Raw genomic sequence first — 25,841 nt, 5'->3', positions numbered from 1 at the left:
AAAAAAAGCGCGATCAATTACCGATCGCGCTTTTTTTATGGAGGTTTTATTAATAACCCGGGTTTTGTGTCAGCGCCGAATTAAGCGCTCTTTGTTGTTGTGGTATAGGGAACAACTCTTTGTTGGAATTGCTGGGCTGATGATCCCACCAGCTTGCAGTGCTAAACTTACCAAAGCGGATCAGGTCATCCCTGCGGAAACCTTCAAAAATAAACTCCCTGCCTCTTTCTGCCAGTAGCTCGTTAAGCGTTAAAGTAGTGGGTGTGTAAGCAACGGCTGCCCAGTCGGCAGGGTTATAAGCCCGTTTTTTACAATCATTGATCAATTGCACGGCTTCGGCTGTGGCTGCACCGCCATTTTTACGCATAATAGCTTCGGCTTTGGCAAAGTATATCCAGGTTAAGCGGTAAATGTTCCAGTCGGTGTTGTTATAGTTAGGATCTGGCGCTATACCACCAAAACCGGCTACCTGGTTACCCAGTTTATATTTATTGAACCGTACACCACTGTTTTCTTCACCTTCGCTCATGGTAGATGGTAAAGCGTTAGGATCGGTGCCGTTTTGCGCGGCAACTTTGTTTTTACGTATATTATCTACAAATACAAGGGGCTGACCATCATACTCATTACCACCCGTTGCTATTACCGGTTGATTGTTGTCAAAACGGAGCATTGGGCCTTGTAGCAACCATCCTTTTTTCCGGAGGTCCTTATCATCAAATGTGGTATATACACCAGGTATTAAAACAACACCGTCGTTACCGTTACGGCTGCCACCGTAGATGAATTGCTGCTGGAAGTGATAAAACTCACCTGTCCACGAGGGTTGGAAATTAGCCTTCTGGAATTCATACGTGATAGAAAAAATAACCTCTTTCGACTGATCATTTGTAGGTTTAAATTGATCATTGATATTTGGATCAAGGGCCATGGCGCCATTCTGACCGCCGGCTTCGCCATTGATCAATTTATTAGCGGCAGCTATACAATCGTCCCATCTGGGTGTGCCCGACCATTTTTCGGCATTGAGGTATAATTCTACCAGCATGGCATATCCACCGGCCTGTGTCATCCGGCCAAGCATATCGCGCGAAAGTTTGGGTGCTTTATCAATATTGTCTTTGATCTCTTTTTCAACAAAGGCAAAAACATCTTTGCGCGCTGCGGTTGGGGGTTTTGCAGGTATACCTACCTGGGTTACAATAGGTATGTTGCCAAACAGGTCCATCAGTTTTAAGTAGTGAAAAGCACGGAGCAGTTTTAGTTCGGCTATATAAGCATCTTTTTCTGCTTGAGTGATGCCCAATCGGTTCAGGTCCAGTTTAGTAATGTTCTCGATTGGGTCATTACACAGGCCCATGCCCCAGTACATTAATGACCAGGCATTGTTTATTCCGCCTTCGTCATTGGTCCAGGTATGGTAGTGCAGCCTTTTCCACTTACCGCCATCTTCGCCGTGGCGGCCTTTAGTTGGCCAGGCAAGCTGATCGGCCGAGAGTTCGCTGGGGCGCCACCAGCCATCCTGGCCCGATGGGGTAACCCAGGCATTGGCATGGGTGTATGGCCGCAAAACAGCCGAAAGAACTTCGTTCTTATTATTATAAAAGTTGTTTGTGAGCAGGGTGTCATAAGCTTTTTCATCAAGCTTCGTACAAGCATTCCCGCATATCAATACAGTTATCAGCAAACTGTATTTTATCAGATAATTTAATTTTTTCATGTTATACAGATTAGAAACCAACATTTAATCCAAGTAAAAAAGTACGGGTGCTTGGGTACGGGCCACGGCCGTCAATACCTGGGCCTAAGCCGGTATCAGCAATAAAATCTGGGTCGTTACCGGTGTATTTGGTCATGGTAGCCAGGTTTTGCCCGGATACATAAACACGCAGATTACGTATGTAATTGGTTTTTAACTTAAAAGTATAACCAAACGTTACCTCGTCAAGCTTTACAAATGATCCGCTTTCCAGGTAGTAATCAGAGTACATATAGGTATCATTGATCTGGGCATATTTGGTAAAGGCGGTTCTTAAAAGGTTGCTTTTGCTTACCTTGTTACCGTAGGATATAGCGGTAGTATTCAGGATGTCGTAGTCAAACTTGCCCCTTAAAAACACCCTCAGGTCAAAGCCTTTGTAATTAAAAGTATTGGTCCATGATGCGTAATATTTGGGTATGGCATTACCAATAGGCGCATAATCCGTAACGTTACGATCAAAGGAGTTATTGATCTGGTCGTTATGTACTTTTGAGCCGTCGCGTTTGTAAAACAACCATTTACCATCAGCATCAAAGCCGGCGAAGCGTTTACCCCAGAATTCGCCAAGCTTACCTCCTTCGTATGTACGGATAGCATCACCCAGAGCTCCAAAGCCACCTATGTCGCCAAAGGTTTTATACTCCTGTTTGTAAATAGAATTAGAATAGGAATCCAGCGTATTTTTGGTAGTGCTGGCGGCTAAGTCCATGTTCCATTTAAAGTTTTTGTTTTTGATGGCAGCAAAACTTAATGATAACTCAATACCCTTGGCCGATATGGTACCCACGTTGGCATAGATACTTGAACGGATGAACGGAGGCTGTGGTGTTACATAGGTATCCAGCAGATCCTGTGTTTTACGGTTGTACACATCTATAGCGCCGGTAATACGGTTGTTAAAAATAGTAAAGTCGGCACCGATGTTCAGCTCTTTCTTTTTCTCATAACGCAAATCGGGGTTAGGGTTACGGTCTGGGCCATAGGTTTGGCGATATTCACCATCGGGGAAGCGATAGATACCACCTGTACCAAGCGTAACCAGTGAGGCATAATTACTAAAGCCCGAGTTACCGGTAATACCATAACCAACCCTTAGTTTAAGGTAATTAACGAAGTTTACATTCTTCATGAAATCCTCCCGCGTAACCGCCCAACCGGCAGAAGCAGCCGGGAAATAACCCCATTTGTGGTTGGCGCCAAATCTGGATGAGCCTTCTTTACGTAATATAAATTGAGCCAGGTATTTATCTTGAAACGAATAGTTTACCCTGCCAAAAAAGGCAATCAGTTTATTATCGTTCTTATAGCTGCCCATGCCTGCTTTACCGGCAGATAGCTGGTTACCGGCGCCGAGGTTGTTTTCTTCAAAAATGTCGTTTACAAAACCATAGTTATTGGCGTTAAAACCTTCGCTAACATTATAGCGGTAACTATAACCAAATATGGCGGTAAGGGTTTGGTCATGGGCAAACGTACGGTTATACTGAATGGTAGGCTCAACTGCAAAGTTCTGGTTTAAAGCAGTTGCCCTTGATGCATAACCTCCATTTTTATAAACATCATTCTCAATGGAAAACTCACTTTTCAGATCGCGGTAGGCGCCATCAATATAACTGTCGCGTTGTACCGAACCAAAAATTGAAGCTTTTAAGCCATCAATAATCTGCAGATCCATTTTGGCGTCGGCAGCGGTAGTTTGCTGTTTACGCTTATTGGTTTCCTGCATTAAACGGGCAAGCTGGTTGGTACTGGTGTTTTCAAAATAAAAGCTGCCGTCGGGATTATAGTTAGATAGTGTAGGGTTTTTGCTCAACTGATCTTCCCAACCGCCGCCGCCCAATAAATTGGCATTGTTAAAGTTGGTAACCAGGTTTATTTGTGTAGTTAAACGGTCTTTAAGGCCTTTTTGGTTAACATTTAAACGAAGGGTGTATTCCCTGCGATCATTTTGTTTGGCAAAGCCCTCCAGGTTACGATAATTGAGACTGGCACGATAGCTGGTCTTGTCGGTTCCGCCCATCAACGAAAAGTTGTGATTTTGCGACAGGTTATTTTTATGTACCAGGTCGTTAAAAAAATCGGAGGTATGACCATAATCGGTAGCATCAAGCTGTTTCGAATTGATCTTATCCCTAAATTCGGCCGCGGTTAAAAAATCTGGGCGCTTAGACAGGTACTCCCTTCTGAAGTAGTTGGAATAAGCATATTGTGGCGGACCTGCTTTTCCTTTTTTGGTAGTTACCAAAATTACACCTGCATTGGCGCTTGTACCATAAATGGCGGCACCAGATCCGTCTTTCAATACGTCTATTGATTCAATATCGTCCTGTTGTAAAAGATCAAGGTTACCGCCTGGTATACCATCAATTACAATCAGCGGACCCGAATCGCCGGTTACGGTTACCACACCCCGCAATTGTATGGCCACACCTGAGTTAGGGTTTGAGCCGCCTGTACGGGTAATTTGTAAGCCTGCAACTTTACCTTGTATCAGATCAAGCGCGTTGCGCGAACCGCTCTGCCTGAAATCGGCTGTATCGGTATGGGCTGTGGCTGATGTGATCTCGCCTTTCTTTTGCGAGCCATAACCTACTACTACGATCTCATTGAGGTTATTGGCTGCGGGTTGTAGCGATATGTTGAGCAGACGGCCTTTATTAACAGGAACTTCTGCAGTTTGATAACCAATATAGGAGGCTACCAGTATACCATTATCAGGTACTAAAATACTATAAGAACCACTGGCATCCGTCACCACGCCCAGAGTACCGCCTTTTACCCGGATAGATACACCGATAAGTGGTTCGCCGGTTGTCTTATCGGTTACCTTTCCTCTTACCGTAATATCATCGGCCACTACCGGAGCCTTGGCTCCTGGTAGTTTGCTGACCGGTGCCGGTTTAGGTACCAATAAGATGTAGTTATTCCATTGCTTGTACATCAAGTCGGTACGGCTAAGTAATAACAAAAGCGTTTCTTCTACCGTGCGGGTTGCCTTAGATAGTACGATGTGCTTATAATCTTTCATTTCACTACGCTTAAAGGCAAACCGAAAATCTGTTTGCTTTTCAATTTGCTTTATCGCGTATTCCAGGTTGTTATTGTTAACACCCAGGTTAACATTAATATCCCTTATAGTTTGCCCTTTTATTTCACTGGCCAGCAATGTGCTGCAGCAAATAGTCAAAACAGTTAAGGTTACGGTGGTATACCTCATGACATTTAGGAAAATTGAGATTGATAAAGAATCCCTTTGGGGAGGAGAAAAAAATTTTAACAGTAAAAATTTCATAATTTTACTTTGATTTAAGCGGTTCACAAACTTGTTTAAACTCAATCAGATAAGCAGAGATATCAGCTCTGCTATCAACTAAAAGCCGTTGTGGTTGGCGCCACAGCGGTTTTTTTATAAAAGTGCGCCATTGGTAAGCGGCGGCTTGGTGGGAGTTAGGTTTTTTTCATGCTTTTCTGCTATTTAGGTTAATGGGGTATGGTTAATTATTGGATTATTGTTGTTTTTGGATAATAAAGTTTTTCCCTTGCTGCTTATAGGTAAAATGCGCTATTGCGCTCAGCACGTCTAACACCTGGCTTATATGTTCGTGTTTTAAAAACGAGGCGCTAAACCGGCGCGAGCGGATCTGCGGATCGGTCAATGTTATTTTAACATCATACCATCTCTGCAGGGTTTCCACGGCATCGCTCATCTTCATATTATCAAAAATGAGATCGCCGAACATCCATCTTAATTTAGAGAGCGTTACCGGGTATTTTTTTGATAGTTTACTGATGCTGTTATAACTTAAACCCTCCTGGGCGGTTAATACGCCTAATTGCTGATCTATAAGCCCTACGCTTACTTTGCCGCGTGCTACTGTTACATCAAATTCATTTGATCCGTAAGCTTTAATATCAAAGGCGGTGCCCAATACCTGCGTGGCCACTTTGCCCGTATGAATAATAAAAGGCCTTGATGGGTCATGCGCTACATCAAAATAAGCTTCGCCGTCCAGGTACAGTTCCCTTTTTTCCCCGGTAAATTTTGCTGGGAATCTTAGTTTGCTGCCCGAGTTGATCCAAACAACGGTACCGTCAGCCAGTTGTATCTGTATCTTTTGACCGAAGGGGACTATTTTCTCTTCGTAAGCTATCTCTTGTGGGTGAGCGGCGGGCTTTAAATAACGGTAGCCAGCAAAGCCTATCCCTAAAAAAAGTAATAAACCGGCGGCTATGGAAATAAACCGCCTGAATGGAAAAACAGGCTTAGGAGTAGTAGACCCATCACCGCTAAACCGGGGATCGGCCACTATTTTTTGATAGAGAAGTTCATTTTGCAGATCATCAAACGGGTAACTGTTTTCGTCCAATTCCCATTGTTCTTTCATTGATCGCGAAAGGTCATCATCTGTTGATGCCTGAGAAATGTAATGCATCAGCTGCTCCAGGTCATCTTTAGTGATGGTGTTATTGAGGTATTGTTTAAGCAGGTTATTGATGCTTTTATTATTCATAGTATTAGCTAATATCAGAGGGGTAATATATGGCGTAATACAACCAGAGATTGCTTAAGGACTAGTGCGATTTCAAAAAAATATTTTTTTATTTATTGCAGGTATCCCTAAATTCATGGCATAAAGAAAAAACGTTTTACATTAGCTTAAAAAGCCGTTTTTATTATATATAGTTTATTGCTAATATTTTTTAGATTTGATTTATCGTAGACCCATCAACCCGATTTTGTGAAGCTATTGGAGACCCCTGCCGCGAACTATGTAAGCCGTCTGAAAAACTCAGATCAGGCAGCTTTTCGCGAATTGTACAACATATATGGTAAACGGCTTTATAATTTTACTTACCGGTTTTTAAAAAGTAAAGAGCAAAGTGAAGAGATGGTGCAGGAATCGTTTTTAAGTCTTTGGATAAACCGCGAAAAGTTAAAAGAAGAGTATCCTATAGGCCCTTACCTGTTTACCATTGGCCGCCGGTTAACGCTTAACTCTATCAAAAAAACAGCCGCGTCAAAAGAGGGCCTGGAACGTTTGTGGGCATCTATAACCGAATTGCATAATGAAGCCGAAGAGCAGATCACACTAAATAGTTTACAGGAATTTGCAGCATCGGCGTTGAATAATTTACCTCCACAGCAACAATTAGTTTTTAGGCTAAGCAGGGAAGAGGGGCTTTCCTATGAGCAGATAGCTGAGCGCCTGCAGATATCCAGGAACACGGTAAAAAACCATTTGGTTGCCGCGCTCAAAAATCTGAAAGGCCAGTTTGCACAATCAGATGTGGGGTATTTTATGCTATTGTGCTTATCCATATACTATATGAATTAAACAGTACGCGAGGGGTACTTAAATGAGTAAAAAAGTGGGTTTACACAAATTGATTATATTTTTTCATATTTAGTTGATAATCAATCGTATAAATCAATGTTAACCATGAAAAGTGTAAACCATGTAAACCCACTTTTTTAACAAAATAACCCCAAAAGGGGGCTGTCACCCTGCTCCGTCGAAGGGTAGAGCACAAAGGCCTGCCCACCATGCTTCGACGGAGATCAGTATAACACCCGTTTGAGAATAACCGCCAATGATGGGCTATTACTCTCCCTTGGGGAGGGTTTGGCGGGACTTACCAGCTTTTAAGCATAGGTTAAAAAAGGCTGTCAAAACTACCTTCCTCAACCATTTGATCAATGCCAGTGCCCATTTTTTGATATATCGCTTTGTTCAAAAATGGCCCTATGCTTATCCTTTTTACACCGGCGCTTTGTAACTGCTTAAAATTGGGCAGACCCGGCACGCACATCACATTAATGGGCAGCTTTGAGCTTTGGGTAAGCTTTTGCATGTCGGATACCTGGCTTACGCAGGGGAAAAATAAACCATGCACGCCCGTATTTTGATATTGGCTTATCCGGTTTAGCGCATCTTCTAAAGCATTGGACAAACCGAGCAGAAATGAATCGGACCGGACATTGATAAACATCTTTATGTTTTCGGCATGTAACAGCGCGCATATCTGCCTGAGTTTTTCGGCAAAGATTTCCGCTTTCTCAATACTTCTTTGTCCCTTAACCACCACCGAGTCCTCGATATTGATACCCGATACACCCGAATTGTATAACTGAATGATATTACCGGCTATCTGCTCCGGAGTATCACCATAACCGCCTTCCAGGTCGACAGAGAAAGGTAGTGATACCGATGCCGCGATATGTTTCGCTACAAACAGGTAATCCTCAAAAGGCATATCCTGCCCGTCCTCATAACCCAAAGTTTCTGCTACAGATAAACTGGATGTGGCTATCGCTTTAAAATTTTTTTGCTCAAATACCCTGGCACTTTGTACATTCCAGGCGTTGCCTATTAATAGCGGTTCTGCTTGCTGATGAAGGGCTACAAAGGCTTCAAATTTATTTTTCATGATCTTATTTTATTGTTGTTGATACAAATTTAGGGTAGCTGGCTATCCGGAAATTGTACAAATCGGAAGTGCTATCATTAAAACAAAAAAGGCCGGCAAATTTGCCGGCCTTTTTTGTAATTGCTGCTGATATCAGGCTACAAGATCAGTTTCGGCGCCGAAGGCATGGTCGAATAAAATTTTCCAGCTGCCGTCAGCTTGTTGTTTCATTACTTCAATTCCTTTGGCGCTTATTTTAACCTCGCCATTATCGGTAATGCTCCATTCAGAGCGGCCCAAAGCCGTATCGCCGGTTTGGATGCAGTAAACGGTTTTGATATCCATTGTACCTTTAATGGATAATATGCCTTTGATGGCTTCTTCAAAGTTTTGTTTTCCCGAAACAGGTTTGCCTGGTTCAGGTACAATAATGCCGCTAACATCATACATACTTAATACAGTGTTTACATCTCCGGTGTTAAAAGCGTTCGCCAATGTAGCGTGCACTTCTTCTGGGTTTTTTGCTAATTTCATTTTTGTTGATTTTTTAATTGTTGTTTGATACAAAATTATGAGGTGCTGAGCCCCGGAAATTGTACAAATCGGCAATGAATGCTTTTTAGAATGAACTTCAGAAACCATTAAATTGAAAGACATTGATGGTGCCGTTCCTTCACTGGAAAGGGATAATGTTATTAAGCAAGCGATTTTGCAAACCCCATCGGGGTTAAAGCTTTGTAGAAAAAAGCCAATTCACACTCAGTGCCGTAGGTACTATACTCAGGTTGCATACCTACGGGCATGCTAAATGCTTATTATTTGTTTGCTACAAAGCTTTTACTCCTACGGAGTATTCCTAAATAATGACGTCATGCAGTGGGAACGGAATAGATATTCGTCAGATAGCCTGTATAAAACTCCGCTCTACTCTTTCCAAATGGAGAGAATCGCGCATATCCCATGCTTTTAAACTTAATTCTGTCATTGCACGAGTTTACCATACCTTTCTTGTGGGATGGGAAGCCCGACTATCAAATAGCAAATGAATATTAATTACCAGCCAGTACCTGGTTAATAGGCGATGCCTGCGCGGCAAAAGAATTGGGTGTTATACCCGTGAACGATTTAAATTCCCTTATAAAGTGCGACTGGTCAAAATACCCCGACTCATAGGCTATATTGGTTAGGTTTTGTCCGTTGTTATTCACCAGGTTCAGGCTGTGCTGAAAGCGGTTTATTTTGCAGAATAATTTAGGCGGCAGCCCGGTGTATTGCGAAAACAACATATTGAGGTAACGTGCCGATATATTGTTACGATAGGAGATATCCTCTATTTTTTCGTTGCCGGAATTGCCTTTATATAAACTATGCACAATTTGGCCAATGAAGTTGATCTTGCTGTGCTTTTTTTCAAACAGAACCAATCTGCTCCATAAATACTCTTCTATTAGAGCTAATCTTTTGTCCAGATCGTTAAGGTCGAGCAGGCGGGCATAAAGGGTTTTTAAGGAGGCTCCCATCAGGTCGGTGGCATCAACAACCTCGTTGTTAAATTCGGCAACGCTTTCATTAAAAAAATAAGCGGCCGAGTGGGGATAGAAGCGTACACCCATCATGGTATTTTGGCCAATTGATTTGATGGATAATGGTTTGGTGATCTGCCCCCAGAGCTCAATAGGCGGGGTGGTATAAAAAGCGCCATCCTTTTTGGCTTGCCAGTGGCCCTGCCCCAGGTTAAAAATTATTTCGGTGTTACCGCTCGGGAATACGATATCGTCATAATTCACAGCCGAGTCCGACTCGTAAAAATACAAGCATTTAATATATGGCTTAAGCCGCTCGGCCGGTGCAAATTCTTTAAATATCATCTGTTGCTCAATTGCGATATACCCCGAAGGATAATTTATCTATCCCAAACAATCTGTTATAAAGTTAAGCAAAATAACTGTTTGACTGTTAAATACATGTCTTATTACATTCAGCTAACTTTTAAATAAGCAATACAAATAAATAAAGAATAAAACCGATGGAATTGTATAAAACGGAAATGTTTTGGGAATTTTTTTATGCCGGGTTATCAGCCAATTCCACCTTCTGCCCAAAATCTTCACGGCTTAGCTTGCCTTTGCGTAACTGGTTGATGTATTTGAGCACGCTCAGGTGGTCAAGCTCGTTTTGATACAGTGCGCGGTCCTGGTCGGTTTTAGGGCCTTCCTGTAACTTCATCCGGATAGATGAACGGGATAGTTCTTCTTCCAACAGATCAAGCGGACAGGTATAAAAATGCTGGAACATTTTTTTGGGGAAGGAGATACGCATCTTTTTGATCTAATAATAGCATTACACTGCAAACTCAGGTTTAAGCCATCATGAATTGTGTGTTAATAACAAAGCCCATAAATGTTTCCATTTACGGGCTTTTGCTTTTCACGGGTAGGTATTATATATAGATAAATTAAGGGCTTAGGTTGTTGCGCAGGTACCCAGAATACTGGCCGGCGCGCCTAACAGGTATAGATAAGTGGTGAGGTAATGGTAGCACCCTATAGATTGTTTTACGTTCGGATCGAGCAAAGAATTGAGCTCGAAACCTACAGGTACGGCACTATATCCCAGCCATAGCAAAATTTTAGGCACCACGTCGGGCTCGTTATAAATACGGTAGCTTTCAGAAATAACGGTATTGTAATATTTTACAAAATCGGCATTGCCGGTACATGGCGACGCGTAGGTATAAATAGCAACCGACCGTTTGTTATTAGCAGCTGCCATATGTAACCCATATAAAGTTGCCAGGCTTGCTCCAAGGCTGTGTCCGGCTACGGTTACCTGGGTATAATTGTCCAGGTTAAATACGCTTTTCAAACCCGGAACCACGGTTTCGCTCAAGGCGATGGCTTTTTCAGATGACGAGGCCCCGGGTATCAGGATCTGCAAACTGTTATACAGATCTAAAAAGCCTGCTACAACATTACCTGAGTTAGGTGCAAACGGGCATGGCACCGGATAGGCATGCAGGTTGTCCCACCATTCCATCCAGCCTATAGTACCGCGTATGGCAATAACAATGCTGGAGGGGTTTGACAGGTTGATAGCGGCAAATCCAAAATAAACCGGCTTTAAGACAGGTCCGAAGAAATTGCTCATCTGGATGTTGAAAAGCAAACGATAGCCGCTCGGGAATTCAGGATACTGATCCTGGGTAGGGCTCAATACATCAGGCAAAGCATTGTAAACGTCATAAGCGGCCTTTACAAAATACCCATAATCCAAAGCGGATGGGGGCATAACGCCAAATTTTTGATTTTTCATGGTTGAAATTTTTGTGCTGTTACATTATTAATGTAGTTGTTATGGTGCAGTAACGGTGCATGGAGCACCTACAAGGCTTGCCTGGCCACCCACCAGGAATAAATACGTGCCCAATGAATGGAAGCAGCCTATGGTTTGTTTTATCCATGGAAATAGCAGCGAGTTTACCTCAATGCCTACCGGAACGTGGCTATAGCCCAGTAATAACAACGATTTAGGAACGATATCCGGTTCGTTGTAAATTCGGTAGCTTTCGTGAATGATGGTATTGTAATAATTAACAAAATCCTGATCACCAACACATGGCGAAGCGAAGGTGTAAATGGATACTGCCTTGTCTGGGTTTTTGGCAGCCATGTCTACACCATATAAAGTTGCCAGGCTCGATCCCAGGCTATGACCAACCATGGTTACCTGTTTGTATTTACCCAGGTCAAATTCGCTATTTAGGCCTGTAAGTACGGTTTCCCTCAGGGCAATGGTGTTGCCTGTACCTCCCGGAGTAGAAACCTGGAGGCTGCTATAAAGCTCTAAAAAGCCACTTTCTACTTTACCCGAGTTGGGTGCAAATGGGCAGGGTGTTGGTAAAACCTGGAAATCATCCCACCATTCCATGATGCTTTTTGTTCCGCGGATGGCAACAACGATGCTTGTTGGGTTGGCATTATCAACGGCTATAAAACCAAAATAAACGGTGGTTTTATCGGTCCCGAAAAAATCGTTCATCTGGATGTTGGCTAATAAGGTGTACCCACTCGGAAAGCTTGGGTATTGATCCTGGGTAGGGCTCAGTACCGTTGGATAAAGGGTATAAACGTCAATGGCTGCTTTTACAAAAAAGCCATACTGGAGCGCGCTTGGTGGTACGGTAGCGCTAAGGTTTTGATTTTTCATGGTTTAATTTTTTTGATAGAAGTGATTTTCTTATTGTGCAGTTCTGCCATGCGCGTGGTGGTATAATTTGCCACCACGTGCAAAGCAGATCTGTCAGCTTATCATGTGTTGTTTTTAATTTATGTAGATCTTATTAAGCACGACATTCCAGATCCAATATGGCTGTTTTAGAATTGCCCTCCAGCAGATACAAATAGGTATCAAACGAATGGTTGCATTTGTCGGTATTGTTTACATGGAAATCAGGCTTAAGCGGATAGCCTCCCGGAACGTGCTTATAATTTTGATCTTTATCTTGAGGCTGGTTAGGAACTTTATCCAGTATGTTGTAAAAGCGATGACTGTTGCTGTCTTTGACAACAGAGCTGTAATAATCAACAAAATCCTTATTGCCGACGTGTGGCGAAGCCAGGGTATGAATAATTACATTGCTTTTTTTAACTGCAGCCAGGTGCGCGCCATATAAAGTTACTATGCCCGATCCCAAGCTGTGGCCAATCATCGTTATATTATTGTATCCCAGGTTCCCCAGATTAGTCTCAACATTCGTTCCCGGAGCCCAAAGTTGGAGACTGTTGTATAGTTTTAAAAAGCCCTTTTCTACTTTGCCTGCCTTTGGGTTTTCAGGTTGCAAATCTACAAGCGCGGTTTTGGCATCGATGTCCCATTCCAGATTGGTTTGAGTTCCACGGATAGCAACAACAATGTTCTTACTGTTAGCAGTTTCAGCAGCTATAAAACCATAATAAGCTGGAATGGGTAAATTGGCATATATAGTATCGTTCATCACGATGTTTGCTACTAATTTATACCCTGCCGGGAAGTTTGTATATTGATTCTGTCTAGGACTCAATATATCTGCGTTTTTAGGATCTTTATGAAATTCAATTGCTACTTTTAAAAATTTCCATGCATACTCATATGCATCTGATTGCACACTGGCGTTTTGATCTTTCATACTTAAATGAATTTTAATGGTGGTTGATGATTTAAATAATAGGTGTATCTAGCTTAAAAATTTATGTTTTACCTGTGCAGTAGGCACCATACAGGTTGCCGACTGCCCAAACAAATTGTACCGTTTCTGCGCGAATGACCGGTAGATCCGGTTGCCGATGGATGTGGGTACCAGTTGGGCCAGGTAGGCCAGCGGCAGCCAAATGCTACTCAGTTTTTTAATAATATGGATCACGGCGGCGGCTTCGGTATAAACCTCATCGCCATGGATCACCACAACGCTGTTCAATTCCTGGAAATCAATCCCAAACCTGGCCGCCATGCGTACCGCCGTATAGCTCTGTAAGGGGGCAAATGCAAACCTGTCGGCCTTATCATGGGCTATTACATAGTTGATATAGCTGTTGCAGAAATTGCACACCCCATCAAACAGAATGATATCCTTACGGTTATCTAAAACAGGTGCCATGGCATTTGATGATTAATAAAGTAAAGCGCCGGATAAGTAGCCATAAATGCCCAGAAAAAGGAATTAAGACCCATAATAAGCGCGGTAAGGAAATGGAATGTAAAACCCCATATCAGGAAGATCATCGCATACTGCCAGGGTAAAAACAAGCACAGCGGAAATAAGGTTTCCATGATCATCACGTTCCAGCACAGAAAGCCATTAGCCGCCGGATACTTTTGAAGAAATAGGGTAGCTTTCTTGGAGCCATAGGTTTTTGTCGAAAATACGTCCTTAACGGCTGTTCCGGCGCGCCACTCGGCCGATACCAGTTTGGCAATACCCGCTACGGTGTATGACAGGCAGGCTTGCAGGCCGATAAACCACAAGCCAATTTCGGCAAGTTTGGGTGTACCGAGGCCCGGCAAATTGCATGCAACCAGAGTAATAACAATTAGAATGGTCATCTGGTCAGATCCGTCGCTGCCGTAATAGGTGATCAGCGAGCTGATCAGCAGGCTCAACCCTAACAGGCTTAACAGTACCCAACCCATGGTTGATTGCAGTGGGTAAAATAACAGTGAAATAATGAGCAGGCAACGAATAACAAATAAGGCTGCCAGTCCACGTTCATTAAATAATTTGGAAAGCGGTTTTAATAATGGTTTTTGATCTTGTTGGGTCCATCTAAGTTGCATCACGTTCCACGAGAGCAGTCCGTTTGATGAGAACACTTGAATTTTTTTGATATACTCCAGGGCCGATATGAATACGCCAACGCTCAGGATAAGGAGTATAAGCTGCGTGGTATTGTTAAATGATATCATGGCTGTTTTATATTTGGTGAAAAACGGATAGTAATACCAGGGCGGGGTCTGTTTCTTTTTGATAGCCCGATGTTTCGGCCAGCATAAACTGACGGGACACCTCGGCTGATTGTTTTTGCCGCTGACTTACAGCATGCAATACAATGATATAGGGCATCGAAAACATAAGCAGGTTAAGGCCCAATTCTTCTTTGCGGTACGTTGGTATCATAGTTACCAGGCTTTGCACTACATCTGACAATATCTTTTTGTCGCGCTTTTCGGGGTTCCATAACCACGACCAAAAGCTACGTTCTTCGGTGATGTCGATCTCATGCCACTCGCTGTAATTATCTTCGGTAATTTTATCGCGATACAGGAGGTGATAATCCCTTTTGCCGGGATGTGGAGCAAAAAATGTCCACAAAGGGATCAAACCGAATATATCTACCTTATGTTTAAAAAAGTTTGATAATACGCTATCTCTAAACTGGCAAACGATGGTTATCAAAAACCAAAAGGCCAGGAAAACTGTTACTATGGTTTCATAGATAACAGCCGCATCTAATTTTGCCATCATAATTTTATTTATTTAATGATTAAAGAAAGGAGAGCATTGGCCGATGCTCTCCTTTATAGGTTTAATTAGTTGAATTTTTTGCGAAGCTCAATTAGTTTATCTAATGATAAACCTTCTTTTGCATGAGCATCCAGCGATTTGCTAACTTCATCGTTAGCTGCACTAGCTCCAATAAAAGCTGTAGCTACTTGAGCAACGTCGGCAACAACCGGAGTTGCTTTAACGGCTACTTTAGTAGCGGCAATAGCTGTTTTAGCTATAGCAGCGATAAATGCAGCTGAACCTACCTCAGCTTCTACTGTTTTGTTGTCACCTTTTAATTCAGCGATCAATGCGTCAAGGGCAGCTAATTCTGCCTGGGTTAAACTTAACTTTGCCATTTTGTTGTTTTTTTTGATTAGATGTAAATAATTTAGTTTTTGTGCCTTCTTTGAAGCTTCATTGCACAACATAAAGTACGGGAGCGGCGGCGCGTTTTGCCACAGTAGAAATACTTATTCGTGATATCGGGTATTTTCACGTAGTATTATAAGTTGTAAGCAATGGCCTGTTTTGCAGATAGTTGTCTTTTTTAGCCCGAAATAGCTTGTTTTGGCTGGTGGTAAACCTTAAAGACTATAGGATTACTAGATTAATACTTCGGAAAATGCAGCAAAAACGCAAGTAAATTTAGGCGGTTACAGAAGCATAACCGCCTAAATGTATTTTGTGATGAAAATTATAGGAATAACAGAAGGTGTTATATCACACCATTTTTAACGGCAAACATCACCAGGCCGGCTGTATTACGCACACCAACCTTTTCAATAATGCGTTGCCTGATGCCTTCAACAGAGCGCGGGCTTAAAAATAGCTCTGTACCTATTTCGGTAGCAGTTTTTTCGTTACATATCATTTTCAAAACATCCAGTTCGCGTTCAGAAAATTCAATGTCCTGGTTAAATGATGGTTTAACATTGCCTTTGATCACCAGCTTTTTTAATAAGGCCTTGTTAACAATATCGTTAAAGTAATAGCCATCTTCATGAACAGAGTAGATAGCCTTGCGGATCTCCTTGGGGTCGGCATTTTTGAGCAGGTAGCCGTTGGCGCCGTTTTCCATCAGGTGGATGATAAACTTGGCCTCATCGTACATGGTTACGATCAGAATTTTAATGTTATCATATTTTTTGCGAATGTGCCGGGTAGCTTCCATGCCATCCATAATCGGCATCTTCAGGTCCATTAAAATAACATCAGGTTGTATAAGTTCAATCTGTTGTAATAATTCTTCGCCATTATCTGCTTCAAGTACTACTTCCAGGTTTTTATCCCGGTTAAGGCCTACTTTTAACCCATCTCTGAATATGGCATAATCATCGGCTATAGCTACTTTTATTTTTTGCATTATTGTTTAGGTTGAAGGCCTTAAAAATAATTAATTTTCTGTAAAAAATAGTAAAAAAAATATTCCGAGAGCTGTATGTCGGTATTATATCAGGTATGTTTAATAAGGTTAAAATGTTATTTTAATAATAATCAGCTAGTTTAAATTAATTGACCGGGATAATGATGTCAATTTTTTTAACAACGCTTTGCTTACAATATCATTAAAATAATATCCATCCTCATGAACCAGATAAATGGCCCTGCGTATCTCTTTTGATTCGGCATTTTTAAGCAGGTAGCCATTGGCTCCGTTTTCCATCAGGTGTATAATAAACCTGGCCTCATCATACATGGTTACTATTAATATTTTAATGTGCTTATATTTTTTGCGTATATACCTGGTGGCTTCTATTCCACCCATAATGGGCATTTTCAGATCCATCAAAATAACATCTGGTTGTATAAGTTTATTTGCTCCAGCAGCTCTTCGCCATTCTCTGCTTCAAGTACAACCTCCAGATTTTCATCCTGATCAAATCCTACTTTTAGCCCATCTCTGAATATAGTATAATCATCAGCTATGGCTATTTTTATTTTGGGCATCATAATAGGGGTATGCCGTAAAAATAATTAAACTTTTACGAAAAAAAAGCATGGAATGTTATTAACGGCTGTAAACGCAGTATTTGCGCTTTTAATTAAAAAAATGAATAGTCTGAATACTTTTTTTTACAATGATTAACAAAAGGAGCGATCTGATTAACTAAAGGTTATTCTAGTCGACCGGTACGGAAATATCGATAGCATACCCTCCGGCATGATGGGAAAACTTAAGATCGGCTTTGAGCAGAATTATCCGGTTTTGTATATTTTTTAAGCCCAGACCATCTTTTTTAAACCGAAGTTCCTCAAAATGCGATTGTGTAAGCCCCTTCCCGTTATGTGTTAAGGTGATCATCAACGTTTTATTTAAATAAATAGAGCGCACAAATATTTTTGTGGCTTTGGCGTGTTTATTTATATTGTTGATAAGCTCCTGTACTATGCGGTAAATGCTGATGTCGTTTTGCCCTACCTGGGTTGGGTAACTGGGATCGAGGGTTACGCTGATCTCAACAACAGATTCATGAGATATTTTACCGCAAAAGTGGCTCAGGGCCTCATTTAAACCAAACTCCTGCAATATGTTGGAATGCAGACTGTGCGACAAGCCCCTGATTTTGTTGATGCCCTCGTCAAGCAGATCTTTGCCTTTTTGATAAATGCTTTGATTGCTTTCGTCGGGGTCTTCTATCCTGACACTGTTAAAATGGAGGCTTGATGCCCCCAGTATGGCACCTACCTCGTCATGCAGTTCTTCGGCAATGCGGTGGCGTTCAATTTCTTCGCTTCTTACAGCCGCTTCTATCAGCTGGTTTTTCTGCGCGTTTTGCATAGCCTGCAGCTCATTTTGAAACTGTAGTTTTTTACGTTGCGTAAATATAAAAATGAGTAACAGGCTTATAAAAAGCATCAACATGGCGGCAATCCCCACTACCAGTAACAATCGAATATCAGTGCTCCCTTGATTCATAAAAACCTTTGGCTATAAACAAGTTAAAAATTACGTACGAAATGTTATGCGCATTCCATAAGCTAATGGCAAAATGCTCCATACGTATGGTTAACTCGTTGTATAAAAGAAATATAAAGAAATTAATAGTAACATAAATGCCTAAACCGGTAACTATCCAGAAGTCGGAATTAAAAATGTTAACCTCCGGACTGTCATTTATCTTAAATAAATAGTATTGTAAGGTGTAAAACAAAAGCAAAATGGCCTCAACCGATAGCAGGCGGCTGCTTAGTTTCCAGTAATCAAAAAAGTTTTCGTAAAAACAAAAATTGATGATCACAAAGGCCAGGAAACAAAACGGAATAATTTTTTTTATAGTTGTTAAAAAGGGTTGTTTTAGCCGTATAAAAAATGTGCTGAATAAAAAGAAACGTATAATGGAATGCAGATTGTACAGATAGTTATTGGAATTGTATTTGGCAGGTAAAATGGTCCGGATCTTCCAGGTTAAGTCGATGGCCAGGTTAATAAAAAGCGCTATACAAACGTAAAAAACAACCGGCTTAAGTAAAGCCGGCTGTTTTCTAAATAGTAATAAGGATATAGGTATTAAGAGCGCCCAAACTTCTGACCAGTCAATAACGATCTGAAATACTTTAAACATTCGGGAATATGGTCAGGTAGTTTAGTTAAAGGTTGCGGGTGGAGACGGATTCGTGTTGATCGGATCGGTTACCGGGTTACCAGGCAATACGATATCACCTGAGCCGGTTCTCTTATAACGGTCAACATCATAATAAACATGATGGCTATCGTTAACATCCGGTATAAATACCAGGTAATCTGGTTTATCGCCATCGGGGTCAGTGGTATCGATAAGCAATAGCATAGCAGCAAGTGATATTACGTTATTACTCATAACAAGCGGACCGCTCAACTCTAAAGCGTTGTTGTTATAATCTTCCAATGTATCATAATAGCTGCTGTATTGATTGGCCGGCGACATATGTCCGTATGCGATCAGCTGCAGTGGTTTACTATCATCGGTAGTGCTGGAAAAAAAATAAGAGAACACAAAATTATCAATACCGGGGGAGTTAGCTATCATATTCCGGATGGCGCTGGTCTCGTATTTTAACCAGAAAAATTTTAGAGTTTGAATCTCGTCCATAGTAGTGTTTAGTTTTATATAACAAATTTATAGGATGGCATTGAAGTGGGTAAGCGTATAAGTACCTGAATTTTTTATACCGTATTTCTACGTAGTTGGCAATGGTGTTGTTGCTTTATGGTTAAATTCCTTGTGCCTGGGTGTTATTTTTTTAACGATTGCAACATAAAAGTCGATCCCACGCCCAAAGCGGCTCCTGCTGCAACATCGGTAGGGTAATGTACTCCGAGGTACATACGCGAATAACTTACCGAGCCCGCCCACAAAAATGCGGGCGCGATCACATACCACTTTGGATAAGCCCTGGAAAGGGCAGTAGCAGTAGCAAAACTGCTGGACGTATGCCCCGAGGGAAAAGAGGTACTGCCCGCCCGGTAAACCGGCACAATATTAATATTTTGTATAAAAGGGCGCGGCCTCTTAACAATGTGTTTGATCAAATACGTGAGCCCGGCCGATAATGCCGTACTGCTGGCCACATATAAAGAGTTTTGCCGCATTTGTTTATCATTGCTGATCACACCTGCCGCCAGCAAGCCTACAGGAACGCCAATATCACCATATAAATGTGTGCGCGACAGGAACATGAATACACCGGTTTGCTCTGGTGTGCGGTGATCTTGCAGATCGATCATGATCCGATCGTCCAGTTGCTGAAGGCCCGATTGCGCCCGTGATGAGATACTAAATAATAAACTGAATAATAAAAGGAAATAAAAAAGATACGTTTTTAAGACCAGCGTCATAGGTATAGCAGGTTTAGTATTACCATAAATATAGGATACTTATTTCAAATGTAGGGAGTTTAAGGCATTATTAGGCCCCGGTGTTAATATTTATCAAGATAAGTTAAAACTTAACACTGAGATAATACCCGTAAAGTATGTATGCAATATTTTTGAAACACTGTTTAAAACGAAAGTCCCCAAAGCGCTCGCCGCCGGGGACTTTCAACCTAAACCTTATCACAATAAGTAAGCAGGATGCTTACCTTATAGATGGCGCAAGTATATAAAAAAAATTTATAGTACAATAGGCGGTAATTATCTTTTTGATAAAAAAATTACCAACTATAACGATTTAGTAGAAATCAAATGGCAAAAAATGCCATTTATTCAATTTTATTCATTTTTTAAACCATCCACAGGGTTGGTTAACGCCGGCATTTTTGCTAAGACCATTATATATCCGGTTTTAAGACGACGGTTTTTAATCATTTAATTGATAACACCGCATTTAATTGCCATCAATCTTCGGTAGCAAGGGTTTGCCATCATATTTTTCTAACAAAAACAGAACCTCATCTGTATCGATACTATAATGTGGCGGGTTGGGTGTGTTTTTTTGCTGCTTGCTAAAATGTATCCTGTATTTATCTGTTAATGATGCATCGGAGCCATAATGTTTTAAAAAAAACGTATTACTTAATGATAAGGCAGCGGAATAGACAAGGCTCAAAAATCCGAACAACACAAAAATGCAGGCATAACCATATTTGATATATACCGGTTTAAGCATGCTGCCGAAGTAATAAAATACCGAGTAAATGAGTATGGGGACTAACGGTGTTAAAAAACGCGCGTCATAAAAGGGCCAAAGAAAAATCATCAACAGGTAAACCGTAAATACCCAAAATGCAGGAGTATTCACTAATTGGCGGTTTACAACTACTTTGTAAAGGATAAAACACATCAGCAAACCTGTCGCTATCAATAAATAGTTGCTCGCGGCAGGATTTATTACCGTTGATAGCTTACTGTATGGTATGTTGGTCATGATTTCGCCAAGCTCTTTAAAATGTATGGCCAGGCGGTCAAATATGGATGCCGGGTGATGAGCCATCATGCCCAGGTTTAGCTGACGGATATAAGCCACTCTTTTTTCAATCAGCGGAAGTTGAGATACAAAAGCAGCCAGGACAATAATAACGCTGCACAACCATATCCACAGTAATTTTTTTTGTCCGAATAATATGCCCTTATTTAAATAAACCAGGTATAGTAATATTCCTATAACCAATGCTATGCCTGCTGTGCGCACATATAAACTAACCAGGGTTGCGGCTAATGCGGGAATAATGTACAACCAGTGTTTTTTAAAAACGCTTGTCCACAGGTAAATACTGGCTAAAAACAGCAGGGTAAAAAGTTCATCCGCTATAGGTAGCGTAAATTGTTTTACATTGATGGTCGAGAGCATGGTTAGTGCCATAAAAACCAGGCGATTTTCTATTTTCAGACGTATGGCCAACAGGGATGACGCCAGCAGCATCGATACCATATTGATCAAAGTGATGGATAGCGGGCTTAACAGATGCAGCCTGCTAAGTGCTAATAAGAATAGAGGGTATCCATGCGGGAAAAAATCATGAGCGGCATCACTGTTGGGGCCGAGGTTGCCGGTAAGATATTCTATGATTTTCAGGTACCGGATGCCATCGGTATTTAATCTTAAGGGTGTAAAAAGATTGGGCAAAAGCAAAAGGATAACGATGATAAAAAAGGTAATGCTTCCCCAACTTTTGTTTTTGAACAGGCCATTAACGGCAATTGGTTTGGTTGCTTCCATTTTTAATTACTGAATAGCCTGCATTTGCTTTGAACAAAGAAACTCAAAATTAGGGGGAATACCCAATTGGTAACATACTAACACAAGATAAAGCGACTTACCCGGGCAATTGGCAACTGAAAAATAGCTGAACGAGTGCGAAGATTTTGCTTTATTTTAAAAGTCGGGGCGTGTGCGATTCCTTCCCTCGGGAAGGGGAGGAAGGGGTTTCGTCGTGTCGTAAATCTGTCGCTCGCATAAACCCCTCCCTGCCACTGCACAACCAACCGCACCCCTCCCGTGGGGAGGGAACTGGAAAACATCAGAATTTTGTATGAAGGCCGGGGCGTGTGCGATTCCTTCCCTCGGGAAGGGGAGGAAGGGGTTTCGTCGTGTCGTAAATCTGTCGCTCGCATAAACCCCTCCCTGCCACTGCACAACCAACCGCACCCCTCCCGTGGGGAGGGAACTTGAAAAACATCAGTATGACACCCTTTTTAAGATAGCTGTCGTTTCATCAACTATTTACCCTCCAGCTGCTTTAACATCTCTTTTCCGCCAGTGTTGTTAGGGTTCAGTTCGATCGATTTTTTGTAGTTTTTGATAGCCAGGGCTTTATCACCATGTTTCATATAAGCTTCGCCCAGGCTATCATAGGTATTGAAAGATGTGGGGTGCCTTTGTGTATTTTCCTTAAATATGTCAATGGCTTCTTCTATGTTTTTTAAATTCAATTGCTGGTAACCGCAGCTGTTCAGGAAACCTTCGCTCGGGCTCATCGTATAGCCAAACTCGTCGGATAACCTGCCGAAATGGCTATTTATATCTGCCATGGACATTTTAACATTGCTGTAATAGTCAATAAACCAGTTTTTATAAATGAAGCGCAGTCCATCATAAACGCTTTTATAGGTAACCGAAAAATGATTTTCTTCAGGGTACTGCTCAAATTTCCAGGTAAAGGAGGCTGGGGCGGTGGTTTTTAATACCAGCATCAGCGAATCTACCTTTTGCCTGTCCTCGTTCCCGATGGTAATAAAGGTTTTTCCCTTCAACTGCTGGTGACTTTGCAGGAACGGAGCAAAATCGGTCAGAATTTTTGTATTGCCACCGTAAATTGCCGGACTGATCAAAATATTGGCCTGAAAAAGATCGGGAGCGGCCTCCTTGGCATAGAGGGCAAATATGCCGCCTAAAGAGTGTGCCGAAAGGATACGATAAGGCTCGGTACGATAATTTTTGTCGATATAAGGCACCAGCTCGTTCTTGATGAATTGCAGAAATTTAGGTCCACCGCCTGTTTTGCCCATCCTTGTAGTATCTACTTTGCCATCAAAAAGCAGGGAATGAATGGGCGTAAAATCGCGGGTACGGTCGATATTTAAAATAGCCACCACGATCATTTGCGGCATCCGGTTACGGTCGTAATCCGACAGAAATTCAACCGCCTCCGAAACGTATTTAAAATGACTGTCGCCATCAAGCAGATATAACACAGGGTAGGTAGTTGAGGTAGTGTTATAATCGGCAGGCAAGTGTATCCAAATACCCCGTTTTTCGCCTAATGCTTTGGAGGTTAATACCACTGTTTTGTCGTTATTCACCGTAACACTGTCTATTTGGGCAAATAGGTTTTTACTACAGATCAATAGCAGAAACAGGATAAATGTGATGCGGATGGGTTTATAACAGGGTATCATTATTAATATACTTTAAACAAAGAAAATAAAAATTAGGGGTAATTGTTTGTCGATCATAAAAAGTAAAAACATCACATTATCCGCAGTCGCTCGGCTCATGCCGAGTGACCGTTATTACCCGGCCTCCGGCCGCTGTGAAAAATTAAGTGCTATTTGATGAATCGCAGGCCGGAGGCCTGTAAATAGTCGTCACTCGGCTGGAGCCGAGCGACTGCATAGAGGAGCTCAGGTTTTCTTATGCATTCTCCTTTGGAGCAGGCTGGGTCGGGGCGACTTCTTTGCGAGCCGCCATGAGGCTTTTGCCGGCTTGCAGCAGTTCCTGGGTAATGTTGCGGGTATAGGTTTTGATCTCCTGTTGAAAATCATCCACCGAAGCACCGGAGCGGATCTCTTCCAACCGTTTTTCCCAGTTGCCGGTCAGTTCGGCCTGGGCTATTTTTTGATCTTTAACTACGTTGTATACGCTGAGCCCGGTTGTTGTAGGAACCAGGTTCTTTTTTTCGCGGGTGATGTAATCGCGTTTGATGAGGGTTTCGATGATGGATGCACGGGTGGCAGGTGTACCCAGGCCGCTATCCTTCATGGCGTAGCGCAGCTCTTCGTCCTCAATTTCCTTACCCGCGGTTTCCAGCGCTTTTAACAGCGATGCTTCGTTGTACAGTGGTTTGGGCTTGGTTTGTTTCTCCAATAATGCTTTTTCGGGGATAGGCAGGCGCTCGTCCTGTTGTACTTTGGGCAGGCTCGCGTTTTCTTCGTCCTTCTTTTCCTCGTCGGGGTCATTGAGTACCGAACGCCATCCGGCCGAGCTGATCACCGTGCCGCTGGCAGTAAACAGCGAGCCCGATTGCACGGTGATCTTGGTGATCTCCTTGATACATTCCTGGTGAAAGGCCTCCAGCATACGTGCGGCCACCAGGTCGTAAATGGCCTGCAGATCGCCCGAGAGTTGGTATGGCTTTTCGCCGGTAGGCAGTATAGCGTGGTGATCCGTTACCTTTTTGGCGTTCACGCTGCGTTTGTTGAGTTTTACGGTAGCCAAAAAAGCAGCCTGTTTGCCAAACTCGGGGTGTTCGTTAAATTTTTCGATCAATGCCGGTACGGTGGCAAATACATCATCGCCAATATAGCGGCTGCCGGTACGCGGATAGGTAACCAGCTTGCCCTCATATAGCGTTTGCAGCAGACCAAGCGTTTGATCGGCCGTAAAACCTTTGCGTTTATTGGCTTCCTGCTGCAGGCTGCTCAAATCGTGCAGCAGCGGCGGTGGTTCCTTGCGGGGTTTGGCCTCCACACTTACAATGTGCCCACCATTAGGGAAACCCGATGGCACATCCTCCACCTTATCCACCACGGCCTGGGCCTCTTCGGTGGTTTTGAAACTTTCGGTAGATATGGCCCTGAAGATCTGGCCGTCCTTATCTACCTGGATGCTCACCTGGTAATACAGTTGCGGCACAAAGTTCTTGTTTTCGAGGTATCGCGAGCAGATCATGGCCAGTGTAGGCGTTTGCACCCTGCCCAGCGAAAGCACGGCCCTTGTACCGGCCGAAATACTGAGCGCCTGCGTGGCGTTCATGCCCACCAGCCAATCCGACTGCGAGCGGCAATGTGCCGAATTGAACAGGGTATCATAATCAGAGCCAGGTTTCAGGTTGCGGAAACCCTCTTTAATCGCTTCATCTGTTTGCGATGAGATCCAGAGCCTTTTAAAAGGCTTCTTGCATTTGAGGTAATAATAAATGTAGCGGAAGATGAGCTCACCTTCGCGCCCGGCATCCGTTGCTACAATGATCTCGGTAGCTTCGTCAAACAGGGCCTTGATGGTATCTAATTGTTTTTTTACCGATGGATCGTCAACAATGCCATCCTTGGTTTTTACCTTGCGGATGCTGAGCTTAAACTTGGGCGGCAGCATAGGCAGGTTTTGAACGCTCCAGCCGTAAAAGCCGTACTCCTGCGGGGGGGCCAGCTGCAAAAGGTGACCAAAAGCCCAGGTAAAGGTATAACCCTTGCCTTCCATATACCCATCCTTTTTGGTGGTAGCGCCAAATACTTTGGCAATTTCGCGGGCTACGGATGGTTTTTCGGCAATGATAACTTTCATGTACAGGATGGCGCTCAAAATTAATTTGAGGGGTGAAAGTTAGATAAATGGGGCGGTTGGTACAATGAATGTGGAAAAATGGGAGCTTAATCTCTATATTACGTCATTGCGATTTCTATGATAAAAGCAAATGATTTTGATAAGGTATTTGGTTTTTAATGACAGCAAAGATTCGGTGTATGATTTTGTTTCTTACGGCATTTAAGACAGACATTTTATTTTTCCCACC

25 protein-coding genes are annotated in these 25,841 nt (G+C 42.4%); 1 reads left to right on the top strand and 24 read right to left on the bottom strand.

The window, feature by feature from the left end:
- Positions 1 to 49 precede the first annotated feature (49 nt).
- The 3 genes from FHW89_RS07820 to FHW89_RS07810 form a co-directional block, all read right to left on the bottom strand.
- On the bottom strand, positions 50 to 1,720 hold the full coding sequence (locus tag FHW89_RS07820; RefSeq protein ID WP_172334478.1) for a RagB/SusD family nutrient uptake outer membrane protein: 1,671 nt from the start codon (positions 1,718 to 1,720) through the stop codon (positions 50 to 52).
- A gap of 10 nt (positions 1,721 to 1,730) precedes the next feature.
- Positions 1,731 to 4,979 carry a SusC/RagA family TonB-linked outer membrane protein gene (locus FHW89_RS07815; protein ID WP_172334477.1) on the bottom strand — a complete coding sequence of 1,083 codons (3,249 nt, stop codon included), beginning with the start codon at positions 4,977 to 4,979 and terminating at the stop codon, positions 1,731 to 1,733.
- Between the two features lie 289 nt (positions 4,980 to 5,268).
- The gene (locus FHW89_RS07810; protein WP_172334476.1) at positions 5,269 to 6,273 is read right to left on the bottom strand and encodes a FecR family protein; all 1,005 of its coding nucleotides are present in this window, start codon (positions 6,271 to 6,273) and stop codon (positions 5,269 to 5,271) included.
- Between the two features lie 228 nt (positions 6,274 to 6,501).
- On the opposite strand from FHW89_RS07810, the gene FHW89_RS07805 reads away from it, so the two are divergent.
- Positions 6,502 to 7,098 (top strand): RNA polymerase sigma factor, encoded by a 597-nt coding sequence (locus FHW89_RS07805; RefSeq protein WP_371742435.1) that lies wholly within the window; start codon positions 6,502 to 6,504, stop codon positions 7,096 to 7,098.
- Between the two features lie 319 nt (positions 7,099 to 7,417).
- Here the strand turns inward: FHW89_RS07805 and FHW89_RS07800 are convergent, their stop codons facing one another.
- The 21 genes from FHW89_RS07800 to FHW89_RS07700 all read right to left on the bottom strand — a co-directional run bounded on the left by FHW89_RS07800 (position 7,418) and on the right by FHW89_RS07700 (position 25,612).
- Positions 7,418 to 8,191 carry an isocitrate lyase/phosphoenolpyruvate mutase family protein gene (locus FHW89_RS07800; protein WP_172334475.1) on the bottom strand — a complete coding sequence of 258 codons (774 nt, stop codon included), beginning with the start codon at positions 8,189 to 8,191 and terminating at the stop codon, positions 7,418 to 7,420.
- A gap of 132 nt (positions 8,192 to 8,323) precedes the next feature.
- Entirely contained in the window at positions 8,324 to 8,704 is a 381-nt protein-coding gene (locus tag FHW89_RS07795; protein ID WP_172334474.1) for a DUF4440 domain-containing protein, read from the bottom strand.
- 515 nt (positions 8,705 to 9,219) lie between these two features.
- A complete protein-coding gene (locus tag FHW89_RS07790; protein ID WP_172334473.1) occupies positions 9,220 to 10,038 on the bottom strand; it encodes a helix-turn-helix domain-containing protein in 819 nt (272 codons plus the stop codon).
- A gap of 196 nt (positions 10,039 to 10,234) precedes the next feature.
- On the bottom strand, positions 10,235 to 10,489 hold the full coding sequence (locus FHW89_RS07785; RefSeq protein WP_172334472.1) for a hypothetical protein: 255 nt from the start codon (positions 10,487 to 10,489) through the stop codon (positions 10,235 to 10,237).
- A 144-nt stretch (positions 10,490 to 10,633) separates the two neighbouring features.
- A complete protein-coding gene (locus FHW89_RS07780; protein ID WP_172334471.1) occupies positions 10,634 to 11,482 on the bottom strand; it encodes a lipase family protein in 849 nt (282 codons plus the stop codon).
- Positions 11,483 to 11,521: 39 nt separating this feature from the next.
- Positions 11,522 to 12,376: a lipase family protein gene (locus FHW89_RS07775; protein ID WP_172334470.1), complete on the bottom strand. Its 855-nt coding sequence runs from the start codon at positions 12,374 to 12,376 to the stop codon at positions 11,522 to 11,524.
- 133 nt (positions 12,377 to 12,509) lie between these two features.
- Positions 12,510 to 13,334, bottom strand: coding sequence for a lipase family protein (locus FHW89_RS07770; RefSeq protein ID WP_172334469.1), 825 nt, complete (start codon positions 13,332 to 13,334; stop codon positions 12,510 to 12,512).
- Positions 13,335 to 13,382: 48 nt separating this feature from the next.
- Positions 13,383 to 13,802: a thiol-disulfide oxidoreductase DCC family protein gene (locus FHW89_RS07765; RefSeq protein ID WP_172334468.1), complete on the bottom strand. Its 420-nt coding sequence runs from the start codon at positions 13,800 to 13,802 to the stop codon at positions 13,383 to 13,385.
- Positions 13,787 to 14,608 (bottom strand): hypothetical protein, encoded by an 822-nt coding sequence (locus FHW89_RS07760; protein WP_172334467.1) that lies wholly within the window; start codon positions 14,606 to 14,608, stop codon positions 13,787 to 13,789. Before FHW89_RS07760 ends, FHW89_RS07765 begins: the two co-directional genes overlap by 16 nt.
- Positions 14,609 to 14,615: 7 nt before the next feature.
- Positions 14,616 to 15,167 carry a hypothetical protein gene (locus FHW89_RS07755; protein WP_172334466.1) on the bottom strand — a complete coding sequence of 184 codons (552 nt, stop codon included), beginning with the start codon at positions 15,165 to 15,167 and terminating at the stop codon, positions 14,616 to 14,618.
- Positions 15,168 to 15,232: 65 nt separating this feature from the next.
- Positions 15,233 to 15,547, bottom strand: a complete 315-nt coding sequence (locus FHW89_RS07750) for a hypothetical protein (RefSeq protein ID WP_172334465.1) — start codon at positions 15,545 to 15,547, stop codon at positions 15,233 to 15,235.
- A 359-nt stretch (positions 15,548 to 15,906) separates the two neighbouring features.
- Positions 15,907 to 16,554, bottom strand: a complete 648-nt coding sequence (locus FHW89_RS07745) for a response regulator transcription factor (RefSeq protein WP_172334464.1) — start codon at positions 16,552 to 16,554, stop codon at positions 15,907 to 15,909.
- A gap of 135 nt (positions 16,555 to 16,689) precedes the next feature.
- A complete protein-coding gene (locus FHW89_RS07740; RefSeq protein ID WP_253952207.1) occupies positions 16,690 to 16,977 on the bottom strand; it encodes a response regulator transcription factor in 288 nt (95 codons plus the stop codon).
- Entirely contained in the window at positions 16,977 to 17,141 is a 165-nt protein-coding gene (locus FHW89_RS07735) for a hypothetical protein (RefSeq protein ID WP_172334462.1), read from the bottom strand. Before FHW89_RS07735 ends, FHW89_RS07740 begins: the two co-directional genes overlap by 1 nt.
- A gap of 169 nt (positions 17,142 to 17,310) precedes the next feature.
- On the bottom strand, positions 17,311 to 18,108 hold the full coding sequence (locus tag FHW89_RS07730) for a sensor histidine kinase (protein WP_172334461.1): 798 nt from the start codon (positions 18,106 to 18,108) through the stop codon (positions 17,311 to 17,313).
- Positions 18,089 to 18,754, bottom strand: a complete 666-nt coding sequence (locus tag FHW89_RS07725) for a hypothetical protein (RefSeq protein WP_172334460.1) — start codon at positions 18,752 to 18,754, stop codon at positions 18,089 to 18,091. The genes FHW89_RS07730 and FHW89_RS07725 overlap by 20 nt, the downstream gene beginning before the upstream one ends.
- A gap of 21 nt (positions 18,755 to 18,775) precedes the next feature.
- Positions 18,776 to 19,261 carry a hypothetical protein gene (locus tag FHW89_RS07720; RefSeq protein WP_172334459.1) on the bottom strand — a complete coding sequence of 162 codons (486 nt, stop codon included), beginning with the start codon at positions 19,259 to 19,261 and terminating at the stop codon, positions 18,776 to 18,778.
- Between the two features lie 143 nt (positions 19,262 to 19,404).
- Positions 19,405 to 20,007 (bottom strand): phosphatase PAP2 family protein, encoded by a 603-nt coding sequence (locus tag FHW89_RS07715; RefSeq protein WP_172334458.1) that lies wholly within the window; start codon positions 20,005 to 20,007, stop codon positions 19,405 to 19,407.
- A 490-nt stretch (positions 20,008 to 20,497) separates the two neighbouring features.
- Complete coding sequence (locus tag FHW89_RS07710) at positions 20,498 to 21,829, bottom strand: hypothetical protein (protein ID WP_172334457.1); 1,332 nt, start codon at positions 21,827 to 21,829, stop codon at positions 20,498 to 20,500.
- Between the two features lie 500 nt (positions 21,830 to 22,329).
- Complete coding sequence (locus FHW89_RS07705; protein WP_172334456.1) at positions 22,330 to 23,508, bottom strand: alpha/beta hydrolase-fold protein; 1,179 nt, start codon at positions 23,506 to 23,508, stop codon at positions 22,330 to 22,332.
- Positions 23,509 to 23,743: 235 nt separating this feature from the next.
- Positions 23,744 to 25,612: a DNA topoisomerase 3 gene (locus tag FHW89_RS07700; RefSeq protein ID WP_172334455.1), complete on the bottom strand. Its 1,869-nt coding sequence runs from the start codon at positions 25,610 to 25,612 to the stop codon at positions 23,744 to 23,746.
- Positions 25,613 to 25,841: the final 229 nt, after the last annotated feature.

Source organism: Mucilaginibacter sp. SG564 (assembly GCF_013149275.1).
Lineage (GTDB): Bacteria > Bacteroidota > Bacteroidia > Sphingobacteriales > Sphingobacteriaceae > Mucilaginibacter.
The sequence above is the reverse complement of the archived record's forward strand: the minus strand, read 5'-3'. Positions and strand labels throughout refer to the sequence as shown.

What these genes read in the sequence shown, in the direction of transcription:
- FHW89_RS07820 (WP_172334478.1), bottom strand. Translation starts at nt 1,720, where the DNA reads ATGAAAAAATTAAATTATCTGATAAAATACAGTTTGCTGATAACTGTA.
- FHW89_RS07815 (WP_172334477.1), bottom strand. Translation starts at nt 4,979, where the DNA reads ATGAGGTATACCACCGTAACCTTAACTGTTTTGACTATTTGCTGCAGC.
- FHW89_RS07810 (WP_172334476.1), bottom strand. Translation starts at nt 6,273, where the DNA reads ATGAATAATAAAAGCATCAATAACCTGCTTAAACAATACCTCAATAAC.
- FHW89_RS07800 (WP_172334475.1), bottom strand. Translation starts at nt 8,191, where the DNA reads ATGAAAAATAAATTTGAAGCCTTTGTAGCCCTTCATCAGCAAGCAGAA.
- FHW89_RS07795 (WP_172334474.1), bottom strand. Translation starts at nt 8,704, where the DNA reads ATGAAATTAGCAAAAAACCCAGAAGAAGTGCACGCTACATTGGCGAAC.
- FHW89_RS07790 (WP_172334473.1), bottom strand. Translation starts at nt 10,038, where the DNA reads ATGATATTTAAAGAATTTGCACCGGCCGAGCGGCTTAAGCCATATATT.
- FHW89_RS07785 (WP_172334472.1), bottom strand. Translation starts at nt 10,489, where the DNA reads ATGCGTATCTCCTTCCCCAAAAAAATGTTCCAGCATTTTTATACCTGT.
- FHW89_RS07780 (WP_172334471.1), bottom strand. Translation starts at nt 11,482, where the DNA reads ATGAAAAATCAAAAATTTGGCGTTATGCCCCCATCCGCTTTGGATTAT.
- FHW89_RS07775 (WP_172334470.1), bottom strand. Translation starts at nt 12,376, where the DNA reads ATGAAAAATCAAAACCTTAGCGCTACCGTACCACCAAGCGCGCTCCAG.
- FHW89_RS07770 (WP_172334469.1), bottom strand. Translation starts at nt 13,334, where the DNA reads ATGAAAGATCAAAACGCCAGTGTGCAATCAGATGCATATGAGTATGCA.
- FHW89_RS07765 (WP_172334468.1), bottom strand. Translation starts at nt 13,802, where the DNA reads ATGGCACCTGTTTTAGATAACCGTAAGGATATCATTCTGTTTGATGGG.
- FHW89_RS07760 (WP_172334467.1), bottom strand. Translation starts at nt 14,608, where the DNA reads ATGATATCATTTAACAATACCACGCAGCTTATACTCCTTATCCTGAGC.
- FHW89_RS07755 (WP_172334466.1), bottom strand. Translation starts at nt 15,167, where the DNA reads ATGATGGCAAAATTAGATGCGGCTGTTATCTATGAAACCATAGTAACA.
- FHW89_RS07750 (WP_172334465.1), bottom strand. Translation starts at nt 15,547, where the DNA reads ATGGCAAAGTTAAGTTTAACCCAGGCAGAATTAGCTGCCCTTGACGCA.
- FHW89_RS07745 (WP_172334464.1), bottom strand. Translation starts at nt 16,554, where the DNA reads ATGCAAAAAATAAAAGTAGCTATAGCCGATGATTATGCCATATTCAGA.
- FHW89_RS07740 (WP_253952207.1), bottom strand. Translation starts at nt 16,977, where the DNA reads ATGGATCTGAAAATGCCCATTATGGGTGGAATAGAAGCCACCAGGTAT.
- FHW89_RS07735 (WP_172334462.1), bottom strand. Translation starts at nt 17,141, where the DNA reads ATGATGCCCAAAATAAAAATAGCCATAGCTGATGATTATACTATATTC.
- FHW89_RS07730 (WP_172334461.1), bottom strand. Translation starts at nt 18,108, where the DNA reads ATGAATCAAGGGAGCACTGATATTCGATTGTTACTGGTAGTGGGGATT.
- FHW89_RS07725 (WP_172334460.1), bottom strand. Translation starts at nt 18,754, where the DNA reads ATGTTTAAAGTATTTCAGATCGTTATTGACTGGTCAGAAGTTTGGGCG.
- FHW89_RS07720 (WP_172334459.1), bottom strand. Translation starts at nt 19,261, where the DNA reads ATGGACGAGATTCAAACTCTAAAATTTTTCTGGTTAAAATACGAGACC.
- FHW89_RS07715 (WP_172334458.1), bottom strand. Translation starts at nt 20,007, where the DNA reads ATGACGCTGGTCTTAAAAACGTATCTTTTTTATTTCCTTTTATTATTC.
- FHW89_RS07710 (WP_172334457.1), bottom strand. Translation starts at nt 21,829, where the DNA reads ATGGAAGCAACCAAACCAATTGCCGTTAATGGCCTGTTCAAAAACAAA.
- FHW89_RS07705 (WP_172334456.1), bottom strand. Translation starts at nt 23,508, where the DNA reads ATGATACCCTGTTATAAACCCATCCGCATCACATTTATCCTGTTTCTG.
- FHW89_RS07700 (WP_172334455.1), bottom strand. Translation starts at nt 25,612, where the DNA reads ATGAAAGTTATCATTGCCGAAAAACCATCCGTAGCCCGCGAAATTGCC.